Genomic DNA, 16,700 nt, shown 5'->3' on the forward strand with positions numbered 1-16,700 from the left:
CTTCACATCACCAGGCGATGTTGTCACGCGTCCGTGACACTCGTGACATCGTCACGGCTCCGGCCGCTCCCGGCACGACACGCGGCCGCTCCCTCCCGATGCCCGGCCGCGTTCACGCCCCCAGCGGCTCCGCCCGCCCGACCACGGTGCCCGCGCGGTCGATGCAGATGACGTCCACGGCGACCGGCGAGCCCGACAGCACCCCGAGCGCCGTGGCCCGGGCCGCCTCGGCGACCAGGTCCCCGAGCGGCACCCCGGCCGCACGGCACAACTGCACCGCCTCCAAGGCCGTGTTGGCCCCCGCGACCGCCCCGGCCAACACCTCGTCCGCACCGCCGCGGCGGGCCAGTTCGGCCAGGTAGCCCTTGTCCACCTGGGAACGCGCCGAGTGCAGGTCGAGGTGGCCGGCCGCGAGCTTGGACAGCTTGGCGAAGCCGCCGGCGATGGTCAGCCGGGGCACCGGGTGGCGCTTGAGGTACTTGAGCACGGCACCGGCGAAGTCGCCCATGTCCAGCAGCGCGTCCTCGGGCAGCCCGTGCTCCGCGACCGCGACCTTCTCCGAGGTCGAACCGGTACAGCCGGCCACGTGGGCGCGCCCCGCCGCCCGGGCCACGTCCACGCCGCGGCGGATGGAGTCGATCCAGGCCGAGCAGGAGTAGGGGACGACGACCCCGGTCGTGCCGAGGATGGACAGGCCGCCGAGGATGCCGAGCCGGGGGTTCCAGGTGGAACGGGCGATCTCCTCGCCGTGGTCGACCGAGATCTCGACCACCACGTCCCCGCCGTCACCGTGCGCGGCGGCCACCTCGGCGACGGCGTCCCGGATCATCTGCCGGGGCATCGGGTTGATCGCGGGCTCCCCGACGGGCAACGGCAGTCCGGCCTTGGTGACCGTTCCCACCCCGGGGCCCGCCCGGAACACCACCCCGGTGCCGGGCTCACCGGACCGTACGGTCGAGCGGATCAGGGCGCCGTGGGTGACGTCGGGGTCGTCGCCCGCGTCCTTGACCACTCCCGCCATGGCGGCGGTTCCTCCGCGGCCGCGGGGCCCGGTCCGGCCCCCTGCTCCGGTCCGCTCCCCTGCTCCGGCCGACTCCCCGGCGGCCGGCCCCTCGACGGTCAACTCCTCGGCGGCGAGGGTGAAGGCGGGCTGCTGCCCCTTCGGCAGGGTGATGACCACCGGGTCCGGGAACTCGCCGGTGAGCAGCGCGGTGTAGGCCGCCTTGGTGGCGGCGGTGGCGCAGGCGCCCGTCGTCCAGCCCGGCCGCAGGCCGCTGCTCTTCAGCTGGCCCGCCCGGCCTCCCGTTCCGGCCCCGGCGACGGCCCTGGGCCCGGACCCGGTTCCCGCCCCGACTCCCGCTGCGGTCACCTGTGCCCCGTTTCCGACGGCACCCGTGCCGTCCTGCTCCATTCGGGCGGCCGCGCCGGCCGCCGCCGTCGATCTTCCCCCACCCCGGCCGGTCGGGGACCGACCGGGGTGGGCCCGTGAGGGCCGGTGGACGAGCTACGGAGGAACGGTGCCCCGCGTTCCCGAAGAGTTCTCCGCACGGGCCTCGCCCACCGCGCCTACCAGTGAGTAATCTGGCGGTCCGCCAGAAGCGGGTTCATGACACACGTGGGCCCGGTCGGGGGTCGACTGCCCCGCCGGGCCATCAGTATGTGGGGGTTTTTGTGGCAGGGATGAGTCGGCGTACGTTCCTCACCGGTACGTCGGTGGCCGCCGCCTGGTCGGCCTTGTCGCTGGGCGGCGCGCAGTTCGCCTCGGCCGCGGCTCGCGATCAGGCGCTGGCGACGACGGCCGCGCGGGCGGTCAGGGTCACCGGGACCACACTGGAGCAGGTGGCCACGCCGGTCGGTGCCGGCGCCTACAAGCGACTGGCGGCCGGGGCGGGCTGGCCGCTGGTGGTCCGCGGCGACCTGGCGGCGGGGAGCACCGGACGGGACGACCGCCGGACCGGCCTGGCCAGCTTCGTCCAGTTCAGCGACCTGCACCTGGTGGACACCGAGTCCCCGGTGCGCTTCGAGTACCTGGCCAAGTTCAACGGCAGCGCGTACCGGCCGCAGGAGGCGCTGAACGCCCGCGGTGTCTCGGCCCTCGTCGAGCGGGTCAACTCGCTCGCCGGCGGCCCCTACACCGGCATGCCGTTCAGCATGGTGATGGCCACCGGCGACAACACCGACAACCACGAGCTCGCCGAACTCGACTGGTACCTCAAGGTCATGGGCGGCGGCCGACTGGCCCAGAACACCGGTGACCCGAGCCGCTACGAGGGTGTGCAGAACTCCGGCAGCGCCACCTACTGGAACCCCGAACTCGCCTACAGCGACGGCTACAAGGCGAAGGGCTTCCCGCAGATACCGGGGTTCCTGTCCGCCGCCGGACGCCCCTTCGACGCGCCGGGCCTGCGCACGCCCTGGTACACGACGGTCGGCAACCACGACGACAGCATCGAGGGCTCGCTGCCGGACCTCGGCCTGCTGAACGACCTGTACGCCGGCCAGTACAAGCTGGAGGGCTGCGACGACGCGACCGCCGCCCAGCTGATGGACTCGCTGCGCCGCGACCCGGCCGGCGCCGTGCTGCTGCTGGCGAAGCTGATCGCCACCGGCGACCTGGTGCGCAAGGTCACGCCGGACGAGCGGCGCCGGCCGTTCACGCTCAAGGAGTTCGTCAAGGCCCACCTGAACCCGGCCGTCACCGGCGCCGGCCCGTACGGGCACGGCTTCACCTCGGACATGGCGAACAGCGGAAAGCTCTACTACACCTTCCGCATCTCGGAGAAGGTGGTGGGCATCAGCCTGGACACCACCAACCAGGCCGGGTTCGCCGACGGTTCGCTGGGCACCGCGCAACTGCGCTGGCTGGAGCAGCAGTTGCAGGCGCACAGCGGGCACTGGTACGACGCCGACGGGCGCAAGGTGACCGGTGGAAGCACGGACGAGCTGGTCCTCGTCTTCAGCCACCACACCAGCGGCACGATGGGAAACCTGCTGCCGGACCCGCGCAACATCTTCGAGAAGCGGCACGACGGCAACGAGCTGGTGGCGCTGCTCCAGCGCTACCCGAACGTGGTCGCCTGGGTGAACGGGCACACCCACATGAACAAGATCACGCCGCACGGCCACGCGGTGCCGGAGCGGGCGTTCTGGGAGGTCAACACCGCCTCGCACATCGACTACCCGCAGCACGGGCGGATCATCGAGATCGCGGACAACGGGGACGGCACGCTGTCGCTGTTCACCACGCTGATCGAGTCCTCCGCGCCGTACGGGACGGACTTCGGCAGCGCCTCGGACGCCAACCTCGCGGCGCTCTACCGCGAGCTGTCGTACAACGACCCGAACGGCCGCCCGACGGCGCTGCTGGGTGCGGGCGGGGACCACAACACCGAACTGCTGATCACCAAGCCGACCCGCTGACGGCCGGACGGGGAGACTGGGGACGGGGGACGGAGGGACGGGGAGAGGGGCGTCGGCCGACCGACGACGGCCGACAGGTGACGGCCGACAGGTGACGACTGACAGACAACAGCGAACAGATGACAGCGAACAGATTTCATCATCTGTTCGCTGTCATCTGTTCCCCGTCACTCCTCCGGGTAGCGCCTCGGCGTCCAGACGACCTCCACGCCGCCGCCCCGCTCGACCGCCCGGGTCTGCGAGGAACCGATCAGCAGGATGGTCCGCATGTCGACCAGCGCCGGGTCCAGCTCGCCGAGCCGGACGATCCGCACCCGCTCGGTCGGACCGCCGACGTCCCGCGCCATCACCACCGGGGTCTCCGGCGCCCGGTACTCCAGCAGCAGGTCCCGGGCCAGCCCGACCTGGGTGGTGCGGGACTTCGAGCCCGGGTTGTACAGCGCGAGCACCAGGTCCGCCTCGGCCGCGGCGCGCAGCCGCTTCGCCACCACGTCCCAGGGCTTGAGCCGGTCCGAGAGGGAGATCGTCGCGTAGTCGTGTCCGAGCGGCGCGCCGGCCCGGGAGGCGGCCGCGTGGGCGGCGGTCATCCCGGGGAGCACCCGCACTGGGATGTCGCGGTAGGCCTCCTCGCAGGCGACCTCCAGCACCGCGGTGGCCATCGCGAACACGCCCGGGTCCCCCGAGGAGACCACCGCGACACGGTGCCCGCGCCGGGCGAGGTCCAGGGCGAACTCGGCGCGCTCCGACTCCACCTTGTTGTCCGAGCCGTGCCGCTGCTGTCCCGGCCGCTCCGGCACCCGGTCCAGGTACGTGGTGTAGCCGACCAGGTCGGTGGCCTCGGACAACGCGCCGCGCGCCTCGGCGGTCAGCCAGAGCGGTCCGGCCGGCCCGGTGCCGACCACGGTCACGCTCCCCGTGCCGTCCGACAGCCGGACCTCCGGCTCCAGCGGCGCCACCCTGCTCGGCAGCACCGCGACCGAGAAGTACGGCACCGTCTCGTCGTCGACCTCCGCGAGCGGCGCCACCCGCTCCCCCGCCATGAAGGCCCGCTCCACGTACTGGGCGTCCGCCAGCCGTCCCGACCGCTCCAGGGCCCGGCGGACGGTCGGGAAGGTGCGCCCCAGCTTCATGATCACGGCGGAGTCGGCGGCCGCGATCCGCGCCGTCAGCTCCTCCTCGGGCAGCGTGCCGGGGATGACGGTGAGCGTCTCCTCCGCCTCGGTCAGCGGCCTACCCAGCCGGGCGGCCGCCGCGCTGAGCGAGGTCACGCCCGGCACCACCTCGGTCGGGTAACGGTGCGCGAGCCGCTTGTGCATGTGCTGGTAGGAGCCGTAGAACAGCGGGTCGCCCTCGGCGAGGACCACCACATCGCGCCCGGCGTCCAGGTGGGCGGCCAGCCTGGCGGCGGCCTCCTCGTAGAAGTCGTCCAACGCCCCGCGGTAGCCGCCGGGATGGTCGGTGGTCTCGACGGTGAGCGGATAGACCAGCTTCTCCTCGATCTGACCATCCGTCAGATAACGCTCCGCGATCGAGCGCGCGATGGAGCGGCCGTGCCGGGCGCTGTGGTACGCCACCACGTCGGCCTTGCCGATGAGTTCGGCGGCCCGGACGGTCACCAGCGACGGGTCGCCCGGGCCGAGCCCGACGCCGTACAGCCGACCCGTACTCTTCTGATCGTCCGTCACTCTACTTCGCTCGCAATCGCGTTGATGGCGGCGGCGGCGATCGCGCTGCCGCCGCGCCGGCCGCGCACCACCAGGTGCTCCAGGCCGGACGGGTGCTCGGCCAGAGCCTGCTTGGACTCCGCGGCGCCGATGAATCCGACCGGGACGCCGATCACCGCGGCCGGTCGCGGCGCGCCCGCCTCGATCATCTCCAGCAGCCGGAACAGCGAGGTCGGCGCGTTGCCGACGGCGACCACCGCGCCCTCCAGTCGGGGCAGCCACAGCTCCATGGCCGCGGCGCTGCGGGTGTTGCCCATCGCGCGGGCCAGTTCGGGAACCGACGGGTCGGTGAGGGTGCAGATCACCTCGTTGTCGGCGGGCAGCCGCTTGCGGGTGACACCGCTCGCGACCATGTTGACGTCGCAGAGGATCGGCGCACCGGCGCGCAGCGCGGCGCGCGCGGAGGCGACCACGCCGGGCGAGTACACCAGGTCCTCGACCAGGTCGACCATCCCGCAGGCGTGGATCATCCGCACCGCGACCTGGGAGACGTCCGCCGGGAGGGCGGCCAGATCGGCCTCCGCGCGGATGGTGGCAAAGGACTGGCGGTAGATGGACGCGCCGTCCTTCTCGTACTCGATCACTTCGTGGTCCTCCTGGCCTCGGCGACCGCCTCGGCCATCTCCTCGTTCGTCACGTCGGCGGCCGTCGCGCCGACCGCCGCACCGTTCACCGCCACTCGGTAGCCGCGCCCCGTGGCGAGCACGTCCACCCACCGCCCGGCCGGGTGGCCGCAGCGCCGTTCACAGCCCGACCAGTGGACCGGAAGTCCGGCACCCGCCGGACCGACGGCACCGGCGACACCGGCGTCCAGCGCCCGAGCCCCGTCCGCGCGGACGTCGGCCCGCGACTTGGCGCAGCCCGGCAGCCCGGTGCAGGCGGTGGCCCGCTCCCACGGCGAGCCGGGCTCGGTGCGGAACCCGGCCTCGGCGAGCGCGGGCAGTCGCCCGGCCGGCGCGCCGGGCAGCACCACGCCGCGCCAGGGTGTCAGTCGCAGCTCGCCGGCCGAGGCGGCGACCAGCGCCCGCCACTGCCCGGCGTCCGCCCGGCCGAACCGCAGCCCCACCGAGAGCCCGCCGGGCAGCGCGCCGACAGCGGGCGCCGTACCGGCGAAGGCCGGCAGCGGCACCGAGCCGGGCGGCAGCAGGTCGGGCACCTCGCGCAGGTGCCAGGCCTGGCGACCGTTCGTCCGCAGCGCCGCCAGGAAGGAGCGGGCCGCGTCCAGCACGGCCGTGACCTCCTGTCCGGCCGCGACCGGGTGTCCGAACCCGTCGCGCCCGAGGCGCAGCAGCCGGGTGCCGTCCGGGCGTGCGATCAATGTCACATCGGCTTCGAGCGCGGCGACGTCGCCGCGCCCGTCGTCCAGCGCGAACAGGAACTTGCCGGAGAGCCCGGCCGCCCAGTCGCTCGCGCACAGTCTCGCGTCCAACTCCCGCACCCAGGCCTGCACATCGGCGTGACCGGCGGCCGCCTCGGCGGCGTCCAGCCCGGCCGCCGGCGAGGCGACGATGTTGCGGACCCGCTCGTGGGTGTCCGAGGGCAGCAGTCCGACGACGCGCAGCCGGTCGGCGAGACCGGACGCGCAGTGCGGAGCCAGGCCGCGCAGCTGGACGTTGCCGCGCGAGGTGGTCTCCAGCCCGCCGTCGCCGAGGGCCTCGGCCGCCTCGGCCAGCGCAAGTGCCTGACGGTCCGTCAGGAGTCCGCCGGGCAGGCGGATTCGGGCCAGGGCGCCGTCGTCGGCCGCATGCAGACGAAGCGCTCCGGGGCAGGCGTCCGCACGCCCCCGGTCGGGCACCTCCCGGTCGGGTCCTGCGGCGCCCGGCGCGGTGGCGTCGGGTGTCGGTGGCATGGCGGCGAGCATACAGATGATCCGATCGCTTGCCTCCGTTCACCGCGTCACACCCGGGCTCCGCACCCCGCCGCGAGTGCCGAGGGTCCGAAAGCTCGCTCTCCCCCAGGTCAGCCGCAACCCGTACGATGCTGGCGGGCGGTCCTCGCGGACCGTCCGCACGCCAGCGACGGCGCAGGGGAGGAAACCGGTGCGAACCCGGTGCGGTCCCGCCACTGTGACCGCGGTTCACCGGTAGACCGGTCGGCCGCGGGAGCCAGGAACTCCTGCCGTCCTCCACCGGCCCGGGGCGCGGACCCCGAGGAAGGCAGAAATGTCCCAGCGCTGTCGCATGCCCGCGCCCGCGTCCCCGGCCGCCGTCACGGCTGCTCCGACCGCCGTCACGGCTGGTCCGGCCGCCGTTCCGACCGCCCCGGTCGACCGCGCGGCCGTCCCGGCCGACGCCACCTCGGCGGCCGCCCCGGCCCAGTTCCCGGCCACCCTGGCCATCCTCGAGGCCGGGAGGGCCTTCGCATGATCCTGCTGCTGTCGACGTCCGACACCGACCTGCTCAGCGCCCGTGCCTCCGAAGGCCCGGTGCGCTACCGCCTCGGCAACCCCGCCCGGCTCGCCCCGGAGGACCTGCCCGGTCTGCTGGAGGGCACCGAACTCGTCGTGGTCCGGCTGCTCGGCGGGCGCCGCGCCTGGCAGGAGGGCCTGGACGCGCTGCTGGCCGGCCCCCGCCCGGTCATCGTGCTGACGGGCGAGCAGGCCCCCGACGCCCAGCTGATGGAGCTGTCCACCGTCCCGGCCGGCATCGCCGCCGAAGCCCACGCCTACCTGGCCCACGGCGGCGCGGCCAACCTCGCCGAGCTGGGCTCCTTCCTCTCGGACACCGTGCTGCTGACCGGCCACGGCTTCGCCCCGCCCGCCTCCGCCCCGGCCTGGGGCCCGCTGGAGCGCGAAGCCCGTACGTCCGAGGGCCCGACGGTGGCGGTGCTCTACTACCGCGCCCACCACATGAGCGGCAACACCGCCTTCGTGGAGACCCTCTGCCGGGCGATCGAGGAACAGGGCGCCCAGGCCCGGGCCTACTACTGCGCCTCGCTGCGCGGCGCCGAGCCCGAGCTCCTGTCAGCCCTCGGCGAGGCGGACGCGATCGTCACCACCGTGCTCGCCGCCGGCGGCACCCGCCCGGCCGACGCCCAGGCCGGGGGCGACGAGGAGGCCTGGGACGCGGGCGCGCTGGCCGCCCTCGACCGCCCGATCCTCCAGGCCCTGTGCCTGACCTGGTCGCGCGCCCAGTGGGAGAGCAGCGACGACGGCCTGTCCCCGCTGGACACCGCCACCCAGATCGCGGTGCCGGAGTTCGACGGGCGCCTGATCACCGTCCCGTTCTCCTTCAAGGAGCTGGACGAGGACGGCCTCACCGTCTACGCCGCCGACCCGGAGCGCGCCGCCCGCGTCGCCGGCACCGCCGTCAAGCACGCGCGGCTGCGGCACGTCCCGGCCACCGAGCGCCGGCTCGCCCTGGTGCTGTCCGCGTACCCGACCAAGCACGCCCGGGTCGGCAACGCCGTCGGCCTGGACACCCCGGCCAGCGCGGTGCGGCTGCTGGAGCGGCTGCGCGCGGAGGGCATGGACCTCGGGAACGACCTCCCCGCGTTCGACGACGGCGAGGGCGGCCACGAGGGCGACCCGCTGATCCACGCCCTGATCGCGGCCGGCGGCTACGACCAGGACTGGCTCACCGAGGAGCAGCTGGCCCGCAACCCGGTGCGCATCCCCGCCGCCGACTACCGCCGCTGGTACGCCACCCTCCCGCAGGGCCTGCGCGAGCAGGTCGAGGAGCACTGGGGCCCGGCCCCCGGCGAGCTGTACGTCGACCGTTCGCAGAACCCGGACGGCGACATCGTGCTGGCCGCGATCCGCTCCGGGAACCTGCTGGTGCTCATCCAGCCGCCGCGCGGCTTCGGCGAGAACCCGGTCGCCATCTACCACGACCCCGACCTGCCGCCGAGCCACCACTACCTGGCCGCGTACCGCTGGATCGAGGCCGCGCAGGAGGACGGCGGCTTCGGCGCCCACGCCGTGATCCACCTCGGCAAGCACGGCAACCTGGAGTGGCTGCCCGGCAAGACCGCCGCGCTGTCCGCCGAGTGCGGCCCGGACGCCGTGCTCGGCGACCTGCCGCTGGTCTACCCCTTCCTGGTCAACGACCCGGGCGAGGGCACCCAGGCCAAGCGCCGCGCCCACGCCACGCTCGTCGACCACCTCGTGCCGCCGATGGCCCGCGCCGACTCCTACGGCGACATCGCGCGCCTGGAGCAGCTGCTGGACGAGCACTCCAACATCGCCGTGATGGACCCGGCCAAGCTGCCGGCGATCCGCGCCCAGATCTGGACCCTGATCCAGGCCGCCAGGCTCGACCACGACCTCGGCCTGGCGGAGCGCCCCGAGGACGACGGCTTCGACGACTTCCTGCTGCACGTCGACGGCTGGCTCTGCGAGGTCAAGGACGCCCAGATCCGCGACGGCCTGCACGTCCTCGGCCAGGCCCCGGCCGGCACCGACCGGGTCAACATCGTGCTCGCCATCCTGCGCGCCCGGCAGATCTGGGGCGGCGTCAGCGCGCTGCCCGGCCTGCGCGAGGCGCTCGGCCTGGACGAGGCGGCGCTCACCCTGGGCGCCACCGACGCGGCCGAGGCCAAGGCCCGCGCCCTGGTCGAGGCGATGGAGGCGCAGGACTGGGCGCCCGAGGCGGTCGAGAAGGTCGCCGCGGGCTTCCCGGAGGCGGTCGGCGAGGTGCTGACCTTCGCCGCCACCCAGGTGGTGCCGCGGCTGGCCGCCACCACCGACGAACTGGACGCCGTGCTGCACGCGCTCCAGGGCGGCTTCGTGCCGGCCGGCCCGTCCGGCTCGCCGCTGCGCGGCCTGGTCAACGTCCTGCCGACCGGCCGCAACTTCTACTCCGTCGACCCGAAGGCCGTCCCCAGCAAGCTCGCCTGGGAGACCGGCCAGGCGCTCGCCACCTCGTTGATCGAGCGTTACCGGGCCGACAACGACGGCGCCTACCCGCCCTCGGTCGGGCTCTCGCTCTGGGGCACCAGCGCGATGCGCACCGCCGGCGACGACATCGCCGAGGCCTTCGCCCTGCTCGGCGTCCGCCCGGTCTGGGACGACGCCTCGCGCCGGGTCACCGGTCTGGAGCCGATCCCGCTCGACGAGCTGGGCCGCCCGCGGATCGACGTCACGCTGCGCATCTCGGGCTTCTTCCGGGACGCCTTCCCGCACGTGGTCGCCCTGCTGGACGACGCGGTGCGCCTGGCCGCCGCCCAGGAGGAGTCCCCCGAGTCGAACTACGTGCGCGCCCACGTCCAGGCCGACCTCGCGGTGCACGGCGACGAGCGCAAGGCCACCGTCCGCGTCTTCGGCTCCCGCCCGGGCACCTACGGGGCGGGCCTGCTCCAGCTGATCGACAGCCGGGACTGGCGCACCGACGCCGACCTGGCCGAGGTCTACACGGTCTGGGGCGGCTACGCGTACGGCCGCGGGCTGGACGGCCGCCCGGCCCGCGAGGAGATGGAGACCGCCTACAAGCGGATCACCGTCGCCGCGAAGAACACCGACACCCGCGAGCACGACATCGCCGACTCGGACGACTACTTCCAGTACCACGGCGGCATGGTGGCCACCGTGCGCGCCCTCACCGGCAAGGCACCGACCGCCTACATCGGCGACTCGACCCGCCCGGAGACGGTCCGCACCCGCACCCTGACCGAGGAGGCCGCCCGGGTCTTCCGCGCCCGGGTGGTCAACCCGCGCTGGATCGAGGCGATGCGCCGCCACGGCTACAAGGGCGCCTTCGAGATGGCCGCCACCGTCGACTACCTGTTCGGCTACGACGCCACCACGGGCGTGGTCGCGGACTGGATGTACGAGAAGCTGACCCAGGAGTACGTCCTCGACCCGGTCAACCGGGAGTTCCTCGCGGGCGCCAACCCGTGGGCGCTGCACGGGATCAGCGAGCGGCTGCTGGAGGCGGCGAGCCGCGGGCTGTGGGAGCAGCCGGACCCGCAGCTGATCGAGCAGTTGCAGGCCGCGTTCCTGGAGACCGAGGGGGACCTGGAGGGCGGCGAGGACTGAGCCCGTACGGGACGGTGCGCGGGGTGGGGCGCGGGGCGGGGCGGAGGACGCGGGCAGCGGGCGGGGCGGAGGACGCGGGCAGCGGGCGGGCCTCCTCCCACCGTCCGCGCACTGTCCGCCCCGATGACGCCCCGGACCACCGGCCGCCCTTGAGGTCGCATGTTCGACTGGGGCCAGTGGTTCCGAATGTGGCGCCCACCGCACCCGTTCGGGCTATCCGGACACTGGTGGTGCACGCTACCGAAGCGGACAATACGGGTCATGTCGCGCCGCCCCGCTCCCACCAGCCCGGCCCCGAGCACGCCCGCCGTCCGGGACCGGGAGCGGCACGCACCACACCGGTACCGCGCGCGGATCGGTGCGCTGGCGGCCGGGGCGGTGCCGGTGCTCGCCTTCCCCGTGCCCGGGCAGGCCTGGCTGGCGTGGGTCGCGCTCGTCCCAGGGCTGCTGCTGATGCGGCGGGCGCCCTCGGGGCGGGAGGCGGCGGTGCGCGGCTGGTGGTTCGGCGCGGGCTTCATCCTGACCGCGATGTACTGGCTGGTCCCGTCCGTCGGACCGGGCCTGCCGGTGCTCGCGGTGCTGTTCGGGGCGCTCCAGAGCGCCGTCGGGTACACCGTGCACCGGCTGCTGCACCCCGAACCGACCACCCGTCGGGCACTGCTCGCGCTGCTGCTCGTGCCGGCGGTCTGGGTGACCACCGAGTACGCCCGCTCCTGGCCCGCGCTCGGCGGGCCGTGGGCGCTGCTCGGCGCCACCCAGTGGCAGCACCCGGCGGTCCTCGGACTGGCCTCGGCCGGCGGGATCTGGCTGGTCAGCGCGGCGGTGGCAGCGGTGAACACCGGGGTGCTGATCGCGCTGACGTCCGCGCACCGGCGGCCGCGGGCCCTCGCGGCCGGGGCAACCGCGCTGGTGCTGGCCTCCGGCCCGCTGCTGTTCGCGCTGCGCGCGGCGCCCGCCGGCGACGGGGCCGTCACCGTGGCGCTGGTCCAGCCCGGTGTCGTGGAGGACCCACAGGACCGGTTCGAGGCGAGTGCGCGGATCACCGCCGACCTGGTCGGGAAGCCGGTGGACCTGGTCGTCTGGGGCGAGAGCAGCACCACCGCCGACCTGGACCGCGACCCGGCCGCGCTGGACGCGCTGCGCCGGCTCGCCGCGACCACCGGCGCCGAGGTCGTCGCCGGTGAGGACGCGCGCAAGGCGGACGGGCGGATCTCCAAGGACGCGGTACTGCTCTCCCCCGCCGGAGTGGTGGACCGCTACCGCAAGATCCGGCTGGTGCCGTTCGGCGAGTACATTCCGCTGCGGCCGGCGCTCGGCTGGATCGCCGGGGTCAGCCGCGCGGCGGGCGAGAACCGGGCTCCCGGCACGTCCTTCCACCTCCTGCCCGCCACCGACCGGGCGGGCTCGCCGCTGCCGGTCGGGGCGCTGATCTGCTTCGAGTCGGCCTTCCCCGACATGGCCCGCACCGCCGCGACGGACGGTGCCCGGGTGCTGGTCTACCAGTCCTCGACCTCGACCTTCCAGCACACCTGGGCGCCCGAACAGCACGTCTCGCTGGCGGCGATCCGGGCCGCCGAGACCGGCCGGCCGGCCGTGCAGGCCTCACTGACCGGGGTCTCGGCGGCCTTCGACGCCCAGGGCCGGGAGCTCGCCCGGCTCGGCACCGGCGCCACCGGCGCGCTGACCGTCCGACTGCCACTCACCGCGCCGGGGGCGCTGACCTGGTACGACCGGATCGGCGACGTGGTGCCGCTGGGGGCGCTGGCGGTCAGCGCGGGGGCGGCGGGGGCGGCCGCGGCCGGGTGGCGCCGCTCACGCGTCGCCCGGGGCTCCGGTCAGCCCTCGGCTCCCTCGGCTCCCTCGGTGCCCGCGGTGTAGACGCCGAACGCCGCTCCCTGGGGGTCGCGCAGCACGGCGATCCGCCGACCGCCCGGCAGGCCGGTGGCGGGCATCAGCACGTCACCGTCGAGCGCCGCCGCCCGGCTGACGGTGTTGCCGACGTCGGCGACCGCGAAGTAGGGCAGCCAGTGCGGCGGCACCTCGGCCGGGAAGCGGTCGTCCATCGTCAGCATGCCGCCGAAGTCCTGACCGTCCAGGCCCCACTGGGGGTAGTGCTCGGACGGGGCGACGGACCAGCCGAAGACCGCCGGGTAGAAGGCGAGCGCGCCGTCCGGGTCGCGGGTGAGCAGCTCCGCCCAGCCGAGGGAACCGGGCTCGTTGAACACGTCGGCACCCTTGAAGGCGCGGCCCTGCCAGAGGATGAACACCGCGCCGGACCGGTCGGCTGCCACCGAGAAGCGGCCGAAGTCGGACGCGTCGGTGGGGTCCTTCAGGATCCGGCCGCCGGCTTCCTTGATCTTCGTGGCGGTCGCGTCGGCGTCGGCGACCGCGAGGCCGACCGTCCAGGCGATCGGCTGCTGCGGGGCGTAGCGCGGGGTGATGGCGGCGGCCGCGGCGTCCCCGACCAGCATCTGGGTGTAGCCGCCGTCCCCGGGGCGGGCCGTGTCGTCCGCCCGCCAGCCGAACAGTTCGGTGTAGAAGGTCCGGGCGGCGGCCGGGTCGGAGGTGCCCAGCTCGGTCCAGCAGGGGGCGTTGATGGTCACGGAGGTCTGCTTCATGACGTCTGTCCTCGCAGCTTGCTCGTTGCTCGGGAACTCCCGGAGTTTTCGGCGCCTCGGCCCCCGCACACCTCCCGCCCCAGCATGCGGCGCGGGGGCGGCGGGTGGCGGACGGTGTTGGGCCGAACGGGGGCGGGCGAACAGATGACAGATGACAGCTGACAGATTTCGAAATCTGTCAGCTGTCATCTGTCACTTGTCATCTGCTACCTGGTGCTCGTCACCCGTCACCCGCCACCGGTCGACCGCCGGTCGCCGGCCGCCGCTCCTCAGCCACGCGCGGCCCGGGCCACCGGTATCCACAGTTGCGCCTCGGCGTCGGCGGTGCCCGGGACGGGGCGCGTCCGGAGGATCTCCGGACCCGGCCGGGCCTCGTACGGGTTGGACGGGAACCACTGGCTGGCCACGTCCCCCCACATCTCCTGCAAGGCCTGCGGGAACGGCCCGGCGTTGGTGAACACCGCCCAGGTCCCCGCCGGGACTTCGAGCACGTCCAGGTCCACCGGGACGTCGACACCCTCGCGCACCACCACCGCGTGCCAGTAGTCGAGTTCGGACCCCTCCTCGCGGTTCGGCGAGAAGTCGTCGCTCACCGACACGATCCCGTCCGGGTCATCCCCGGACAGCGACGCGATCCGCTCGACCGCCTCTGTGCCGAGCCCCTTGATGAACTCGGCGATCCCCGGGTTGATCCCCCGGTAGATCAGGGTGACCCGGGCCTTCCTCCCGACGATCCGGAAGTCCGGCTTCTCCACGATGCGGTATTCCATACTGCTGCTCCCCTCCACGACGAGTCGGAAGGACATCCGGGGCTGGGAGACGAGCACCGCGCCGTCGCGCCGGGCCTCGCCCGGCCCGACCCCGTGCATCGCCCGGAACGCCCGGGCGAAGGCCTCCCCCGAGGAGTACCCGTACCGGACCGCGACGTCGAGCAACGTCCGATCGCCGTCCAGGACTTCGGCCCCGGCGACAGTCAGCCGCCGGCGTCGGACGTACTCCGACAGCGGCATCCCGGCGAGCATCGAGAACAGCCGCCGGAAGTGGTACTCCGACGTCATCGCGATCCGCGCCAGCTCGGCCACGTCGACCTCACGGTCCAGGTCGCGTTCGATCCGGTCCATCGCCCGGTTCAGGTGCTCCAGCACGCCGCTCCGTCCTTCCTTTGTTGGTCTCCACCGTAGGAAGGGCCCACTGTGCCGCACCCGACAATCGGTGCCCGCTCCGGTCGGGTACCGATCGGAGCGGGCGGCGACGGGCGGCGACGGGTCACGGACGGTGCCGGGCCGAACAGGAGCGGGCGAACAGCTGACAGCTGACAGATTTCGAAATCTGTCAGCTGTCATCTGTCATCCGTCACTCGTTACCCGTCATCCGTCCCCCGGCTTCAGCCGCGGCTCAGATCAGCCCCTGGGCCAGCATCGCGTCCGCGACCAGCTCGAAGCCGGCGATGTTCGCGCCGACCACGTAGTTGCCCGGCTGGCCGTACCGCTCGGCGGTCGTGTGGCAGGAGTCGTGGATGTGCTTCATGATCCCGGCGAGGCGCTCCTCGGTGTACTCGAAGCTCCAGGAGTCGCGCGAGGCGTTCTGCTGCATCTCCAGGGCACTGGTCGCGACACCGCCCGCGTTCGCCGCCTTGCCCGGGCCGAAGGCCACTCCGGCCTCCTGGAGCACCCGCACCGCGTCCGGCGTGGTGGGCATGTTGGCGCCCTCCGCGACGGCCAGCACCCCGTTGCGCACCAGGGCCAGCGCGTCGGCCTCGGTGAGCTCGTTCTGGGTGGCACAGGGCAGCGCCACGTCACAGGGCACGCTCCACACACCCGGACCCTCGACGAACCGGACGTGGCTGCCGCGCAGCTGGGCGTACTCGGAGATCCGGCCGCGCCGCACCTCCTTGACCTCCTTGAGCAGGTCGAGGTCGATGCCCTTCTCGTCCACCACGTAGCCGGAGGAGTCGGAGGCGGTCAGCACTGTCGCGCCGAGCTGCTGCGCCTTCTCGATCGCGTAGACCGCGACGTTGCCGGAACCGGAGACGACCACCCGGCGCCCGTCCAGGCCGTCGCCGCGGCTGCGCAGCATCTCGCCGGTGAACATGACGCAGCCGTAGCCGGTGGCCTCGGTGCGGACCTGCGCGCCGCCCCAGCCGAGGCCCTTGCCGGTGAGCACGCCGCTCTCGTACCGGTTGGTGATCCGCTTGTACTGGCCGAACAGGTAGCCGATCTCCCGGCCGCCGACGCCGATGTCGCCGGCCGGAACGTCCGTGTACTCGCCGAGGTGGCGGTAGAGCTCGGTCATGAAGGACTGGCAGAACCGCATGATCTCGGCGTTCGAGCGGCCCTTGGGGTCGAAGTCGGAGCCGCCCTTGCCGCCACCGATGGGCAGACCGGTGAGGGCGTTCTTGAAGATCTGCTCGAAACCGAGGAACTTGACGATCCCGAGGTTCACCGAGGGGTGGAAGCGCAGTCCGCCCTTGTACGGGCCGAGGGCGCTGCTGAACTCCACCCGGAAGCCGCGGTTGACGTGGACGTCGCCGGAGTCGTCCGTCCACGGCACCCGGAACATCAGCTGCCGCTCGGGCTCGCAGATCCGCTCGATGATCCGGGCGTCGAGGAGTTCCGGGCGGTGGGCGAGCACCGGGGCCAGGGTCTCCAGGACCTCGTGGACGGCTTGGTGGAACTCGTCCTCGCCCTGGTTGCGGCGGACGACGTCCGCGTAGAGCGCCGCTATCGCGCGCTGCTCGGCTTCGAAGGTGGCAGGGGAGGAACCGGGGATGGCGGGGGTCGTCGGCATCTGGTCAGGACCCTTCCGTGGTTGTCGATGGGTTGCGCAGAGTTCCCGTGAACCGGGGGGACGTGTCCAAGGGAACGGTGGAAGTCTCGCAGTGTCCACACCGCGAGTTCCTTCGCATCCACATGCTGGAAGGCCCGGCGGGACATCTGGGGCCGAAGAGGTGTTGTACGCCTAGCC

Annotated in this window: 11 protein-coding genes and 1 riboswitch; of the genes, 4 read left to right on the forward strand and 7 right to left on the reverse strand. The window is 73.6% G+C overall.

What is annotated here, in order from left to right; genetic code table 11:
* Window positions 1-112: 112 nt before the first annotated feature.
* The gene (locus ACFRAR_RS00205) at window positions 113-1,369 is read right to left on the reverse strand and encodes a cobalt-precorrin-5B (C(1))-methyltransferase (RefSeq protein ID WP_380692885.1); all 1,257 of its coding nucleotides are present in this window, start codon (window positions 1,367-1,369) and stop codon (window positions 113-115) included.
* Window positions 1,370-1,680: 311 nt separating this feature from the next.
* On the opposite strand from ACFRAR_RS00205, the gene ACFRAR_RS00210 reads away from it, so the two are divergent.
* The gene (locus tag ACFRAR_RS00210) at window positions 1,681-3,420 is read left to right on the forward strand and encodes a TIGR03767 family metallophosphoesterase (RefSeq protein WP_380692888.1); all 1,740 of its coding nucleotides are present in this window, start codon (window positions 1,681-1,683) and stop codon (window positions 3,418-3,420) included.
* Between the two features lie 167 nt (window positions 3,421-3,587).
* Here the strand turns inward: ACFRAR_RS00210 and ACFRAR_RS00215 are convergent, their stop codons facing one another.
* From ACFRAR_RS00215 to ACFRAR_RS00225, 3 genes are read right to left on the reverse strand one after another with little or no spacing between them, the layout of a single operon-like run.
* A complete protein-coding gene (locus ACFRAR_RS00215) occupies window positions 3,588-5,105 on the reverse strand; it encodes a precorrin-2 C(20)-methyltransferase (protein ID WP_380692890.1) in 1,518 nt (505 codons plus the stop codon).
* Window positions 5,102-5,728, reverse strand: a complete 627-nt coding sequence (locus ACFRAR_RS00220) for a precorrin-8X methylmutase (protein WP_380692893.1) — start codon at window positions 5,726-5,728, stop codon at window positions 5,102-5,104. The genes ACFRAR_RS00215 and ACFRAR_RS00220 overlap by 4 nt, the downstream gene beginning before the upstream one ends.
* The gene (locus ACFRAR_RS00225; RefSeq protein WP_380692895.1) at window positions 5,725-6,993 is read right to left on the reverse strand and encodes a cobalamin biosynthesis protein CobG; all 1,269 of its coding nucleotides are present in this window, start codon (window positions 6,991-6,993) and stop codon (window positions 5,725-5,727) included. Before ACFRAR_RS00225 ends, ACFRAR_RS00220 begins: the two co-directional genes overlap by 4 nt.
* 180 nt (window positions 6,994-7,173) lie before the next feature.
* A riboswitch (cobalamin riboswitch) is annotated at window positions 7,174-7,259 on the forward strand.
* A gap of 47 nt (window positions 7,260-7,306) precedes the next feature.
* Here ACFRAR_RS00225 and ACFRAR_RS00230 point away from each other — a divergent pair.
* From ACFRAR_RS00230 to lnt, 3 genes are all read left to right on the forward strand, one after another.
* Window positions 7,307-7,510 carry a hypothetical protein gene (locus tag ACFRAR_RS00230; protein WP_380692897.1) on the forward strand — a complete coding sequence of 68 codons (204 nt, stop codon included), beginning with the start codon at window positions 7,307-7,309 and terminating at the stop codon, window positions 7,508-7,510.
* On the forward strand, window positions 7,507-11,118 hold the full coding sequence (gene cobN, locus ACFRAR_RS00235; RefSeq protein ID WP_380692899.1) for a cobaltochelatase subunit CobN: 3,612 nt from the start codon (window positions 7,507-7,509) through the stop codon (window positions 11,116-11,118). The genes ACFRAR_RS00230 and cobN overlap by 4 nt, the downstream gene beginning before the upstream one ends.
* 261 nt (window positions 11,119-11,379) lie before the next feature.
* Window positions 11,380-12,996: an apolipoprotein N-acyltransferase gene (lnt, locus tag ACFRAR_RS00240; protein WP_380692902.1), complete on the forward strand. Its 1,617-nt coding sequence runs from the start codon at window positions 11,380-11,382 to the stop codon at window positions 12,994-12,996.
* Here the strand turns inward: lnt and ACFRAR_RS00245 are convergent.
* The 3 genes from ACFRAR_RS00245 to gdhA all read right to left on the reverse strand — a co-directional run bounded on the left by ACFRAR_RS00245 (window position 12,954) and on the right by gdhA (window position 16,523).
* On the reverse strand, window positions 12,954-13,736 hold the full coding sequence (locus tag ACFRAR_RS00245; protein ID WP_380692904.1) for a VOC family protein: 783 nt from the start codon (window positions 13,734-13,736) through the stop codon (window positions 12,954-12,956). The genes lnt and ACFRAR_RS00245 overlap by 43 nt on opposite strands.
* Before the next feature lie 269 nt (window positions 13,737-14,005).
* Complete coding sequence (locus ACFRAR_RS00250; RefSeq protein ID WP_380692906.1) at window positions 14,006-14,881, reverse strand: GyrI-like domain-containing protein; 876 nt, start codon at window positions 14,879-14,881, stop codon at window positions 14,006-14,008.
* 250 nt (window positions 14,882-15,131) lie between these two features.
* Window positions 15,132-16,523, reverse strand: a complete 1,392-nt coding sequence (gdhA, locus tag ACFRAR_RS00255) for an NADP-specific glutamate dehydrogenase (RefSeq protein WP_380692908.1) — start codon at window positions 16,521-16,523, stop codon at window positions 15,132-15,134.
* Window positions 16,524-16,700: the final 177 nt, after the last annotated feature.

Origin of the sequence: Kitasatospora sp. NPDC056651 (assembly GCF_042792155.1) — a bacterium.
Lineage (GTDB): Bacteria > Actinomycetota > Actinomycetes > Streptomycetales > Streptomycetaceae > Kitasatospora.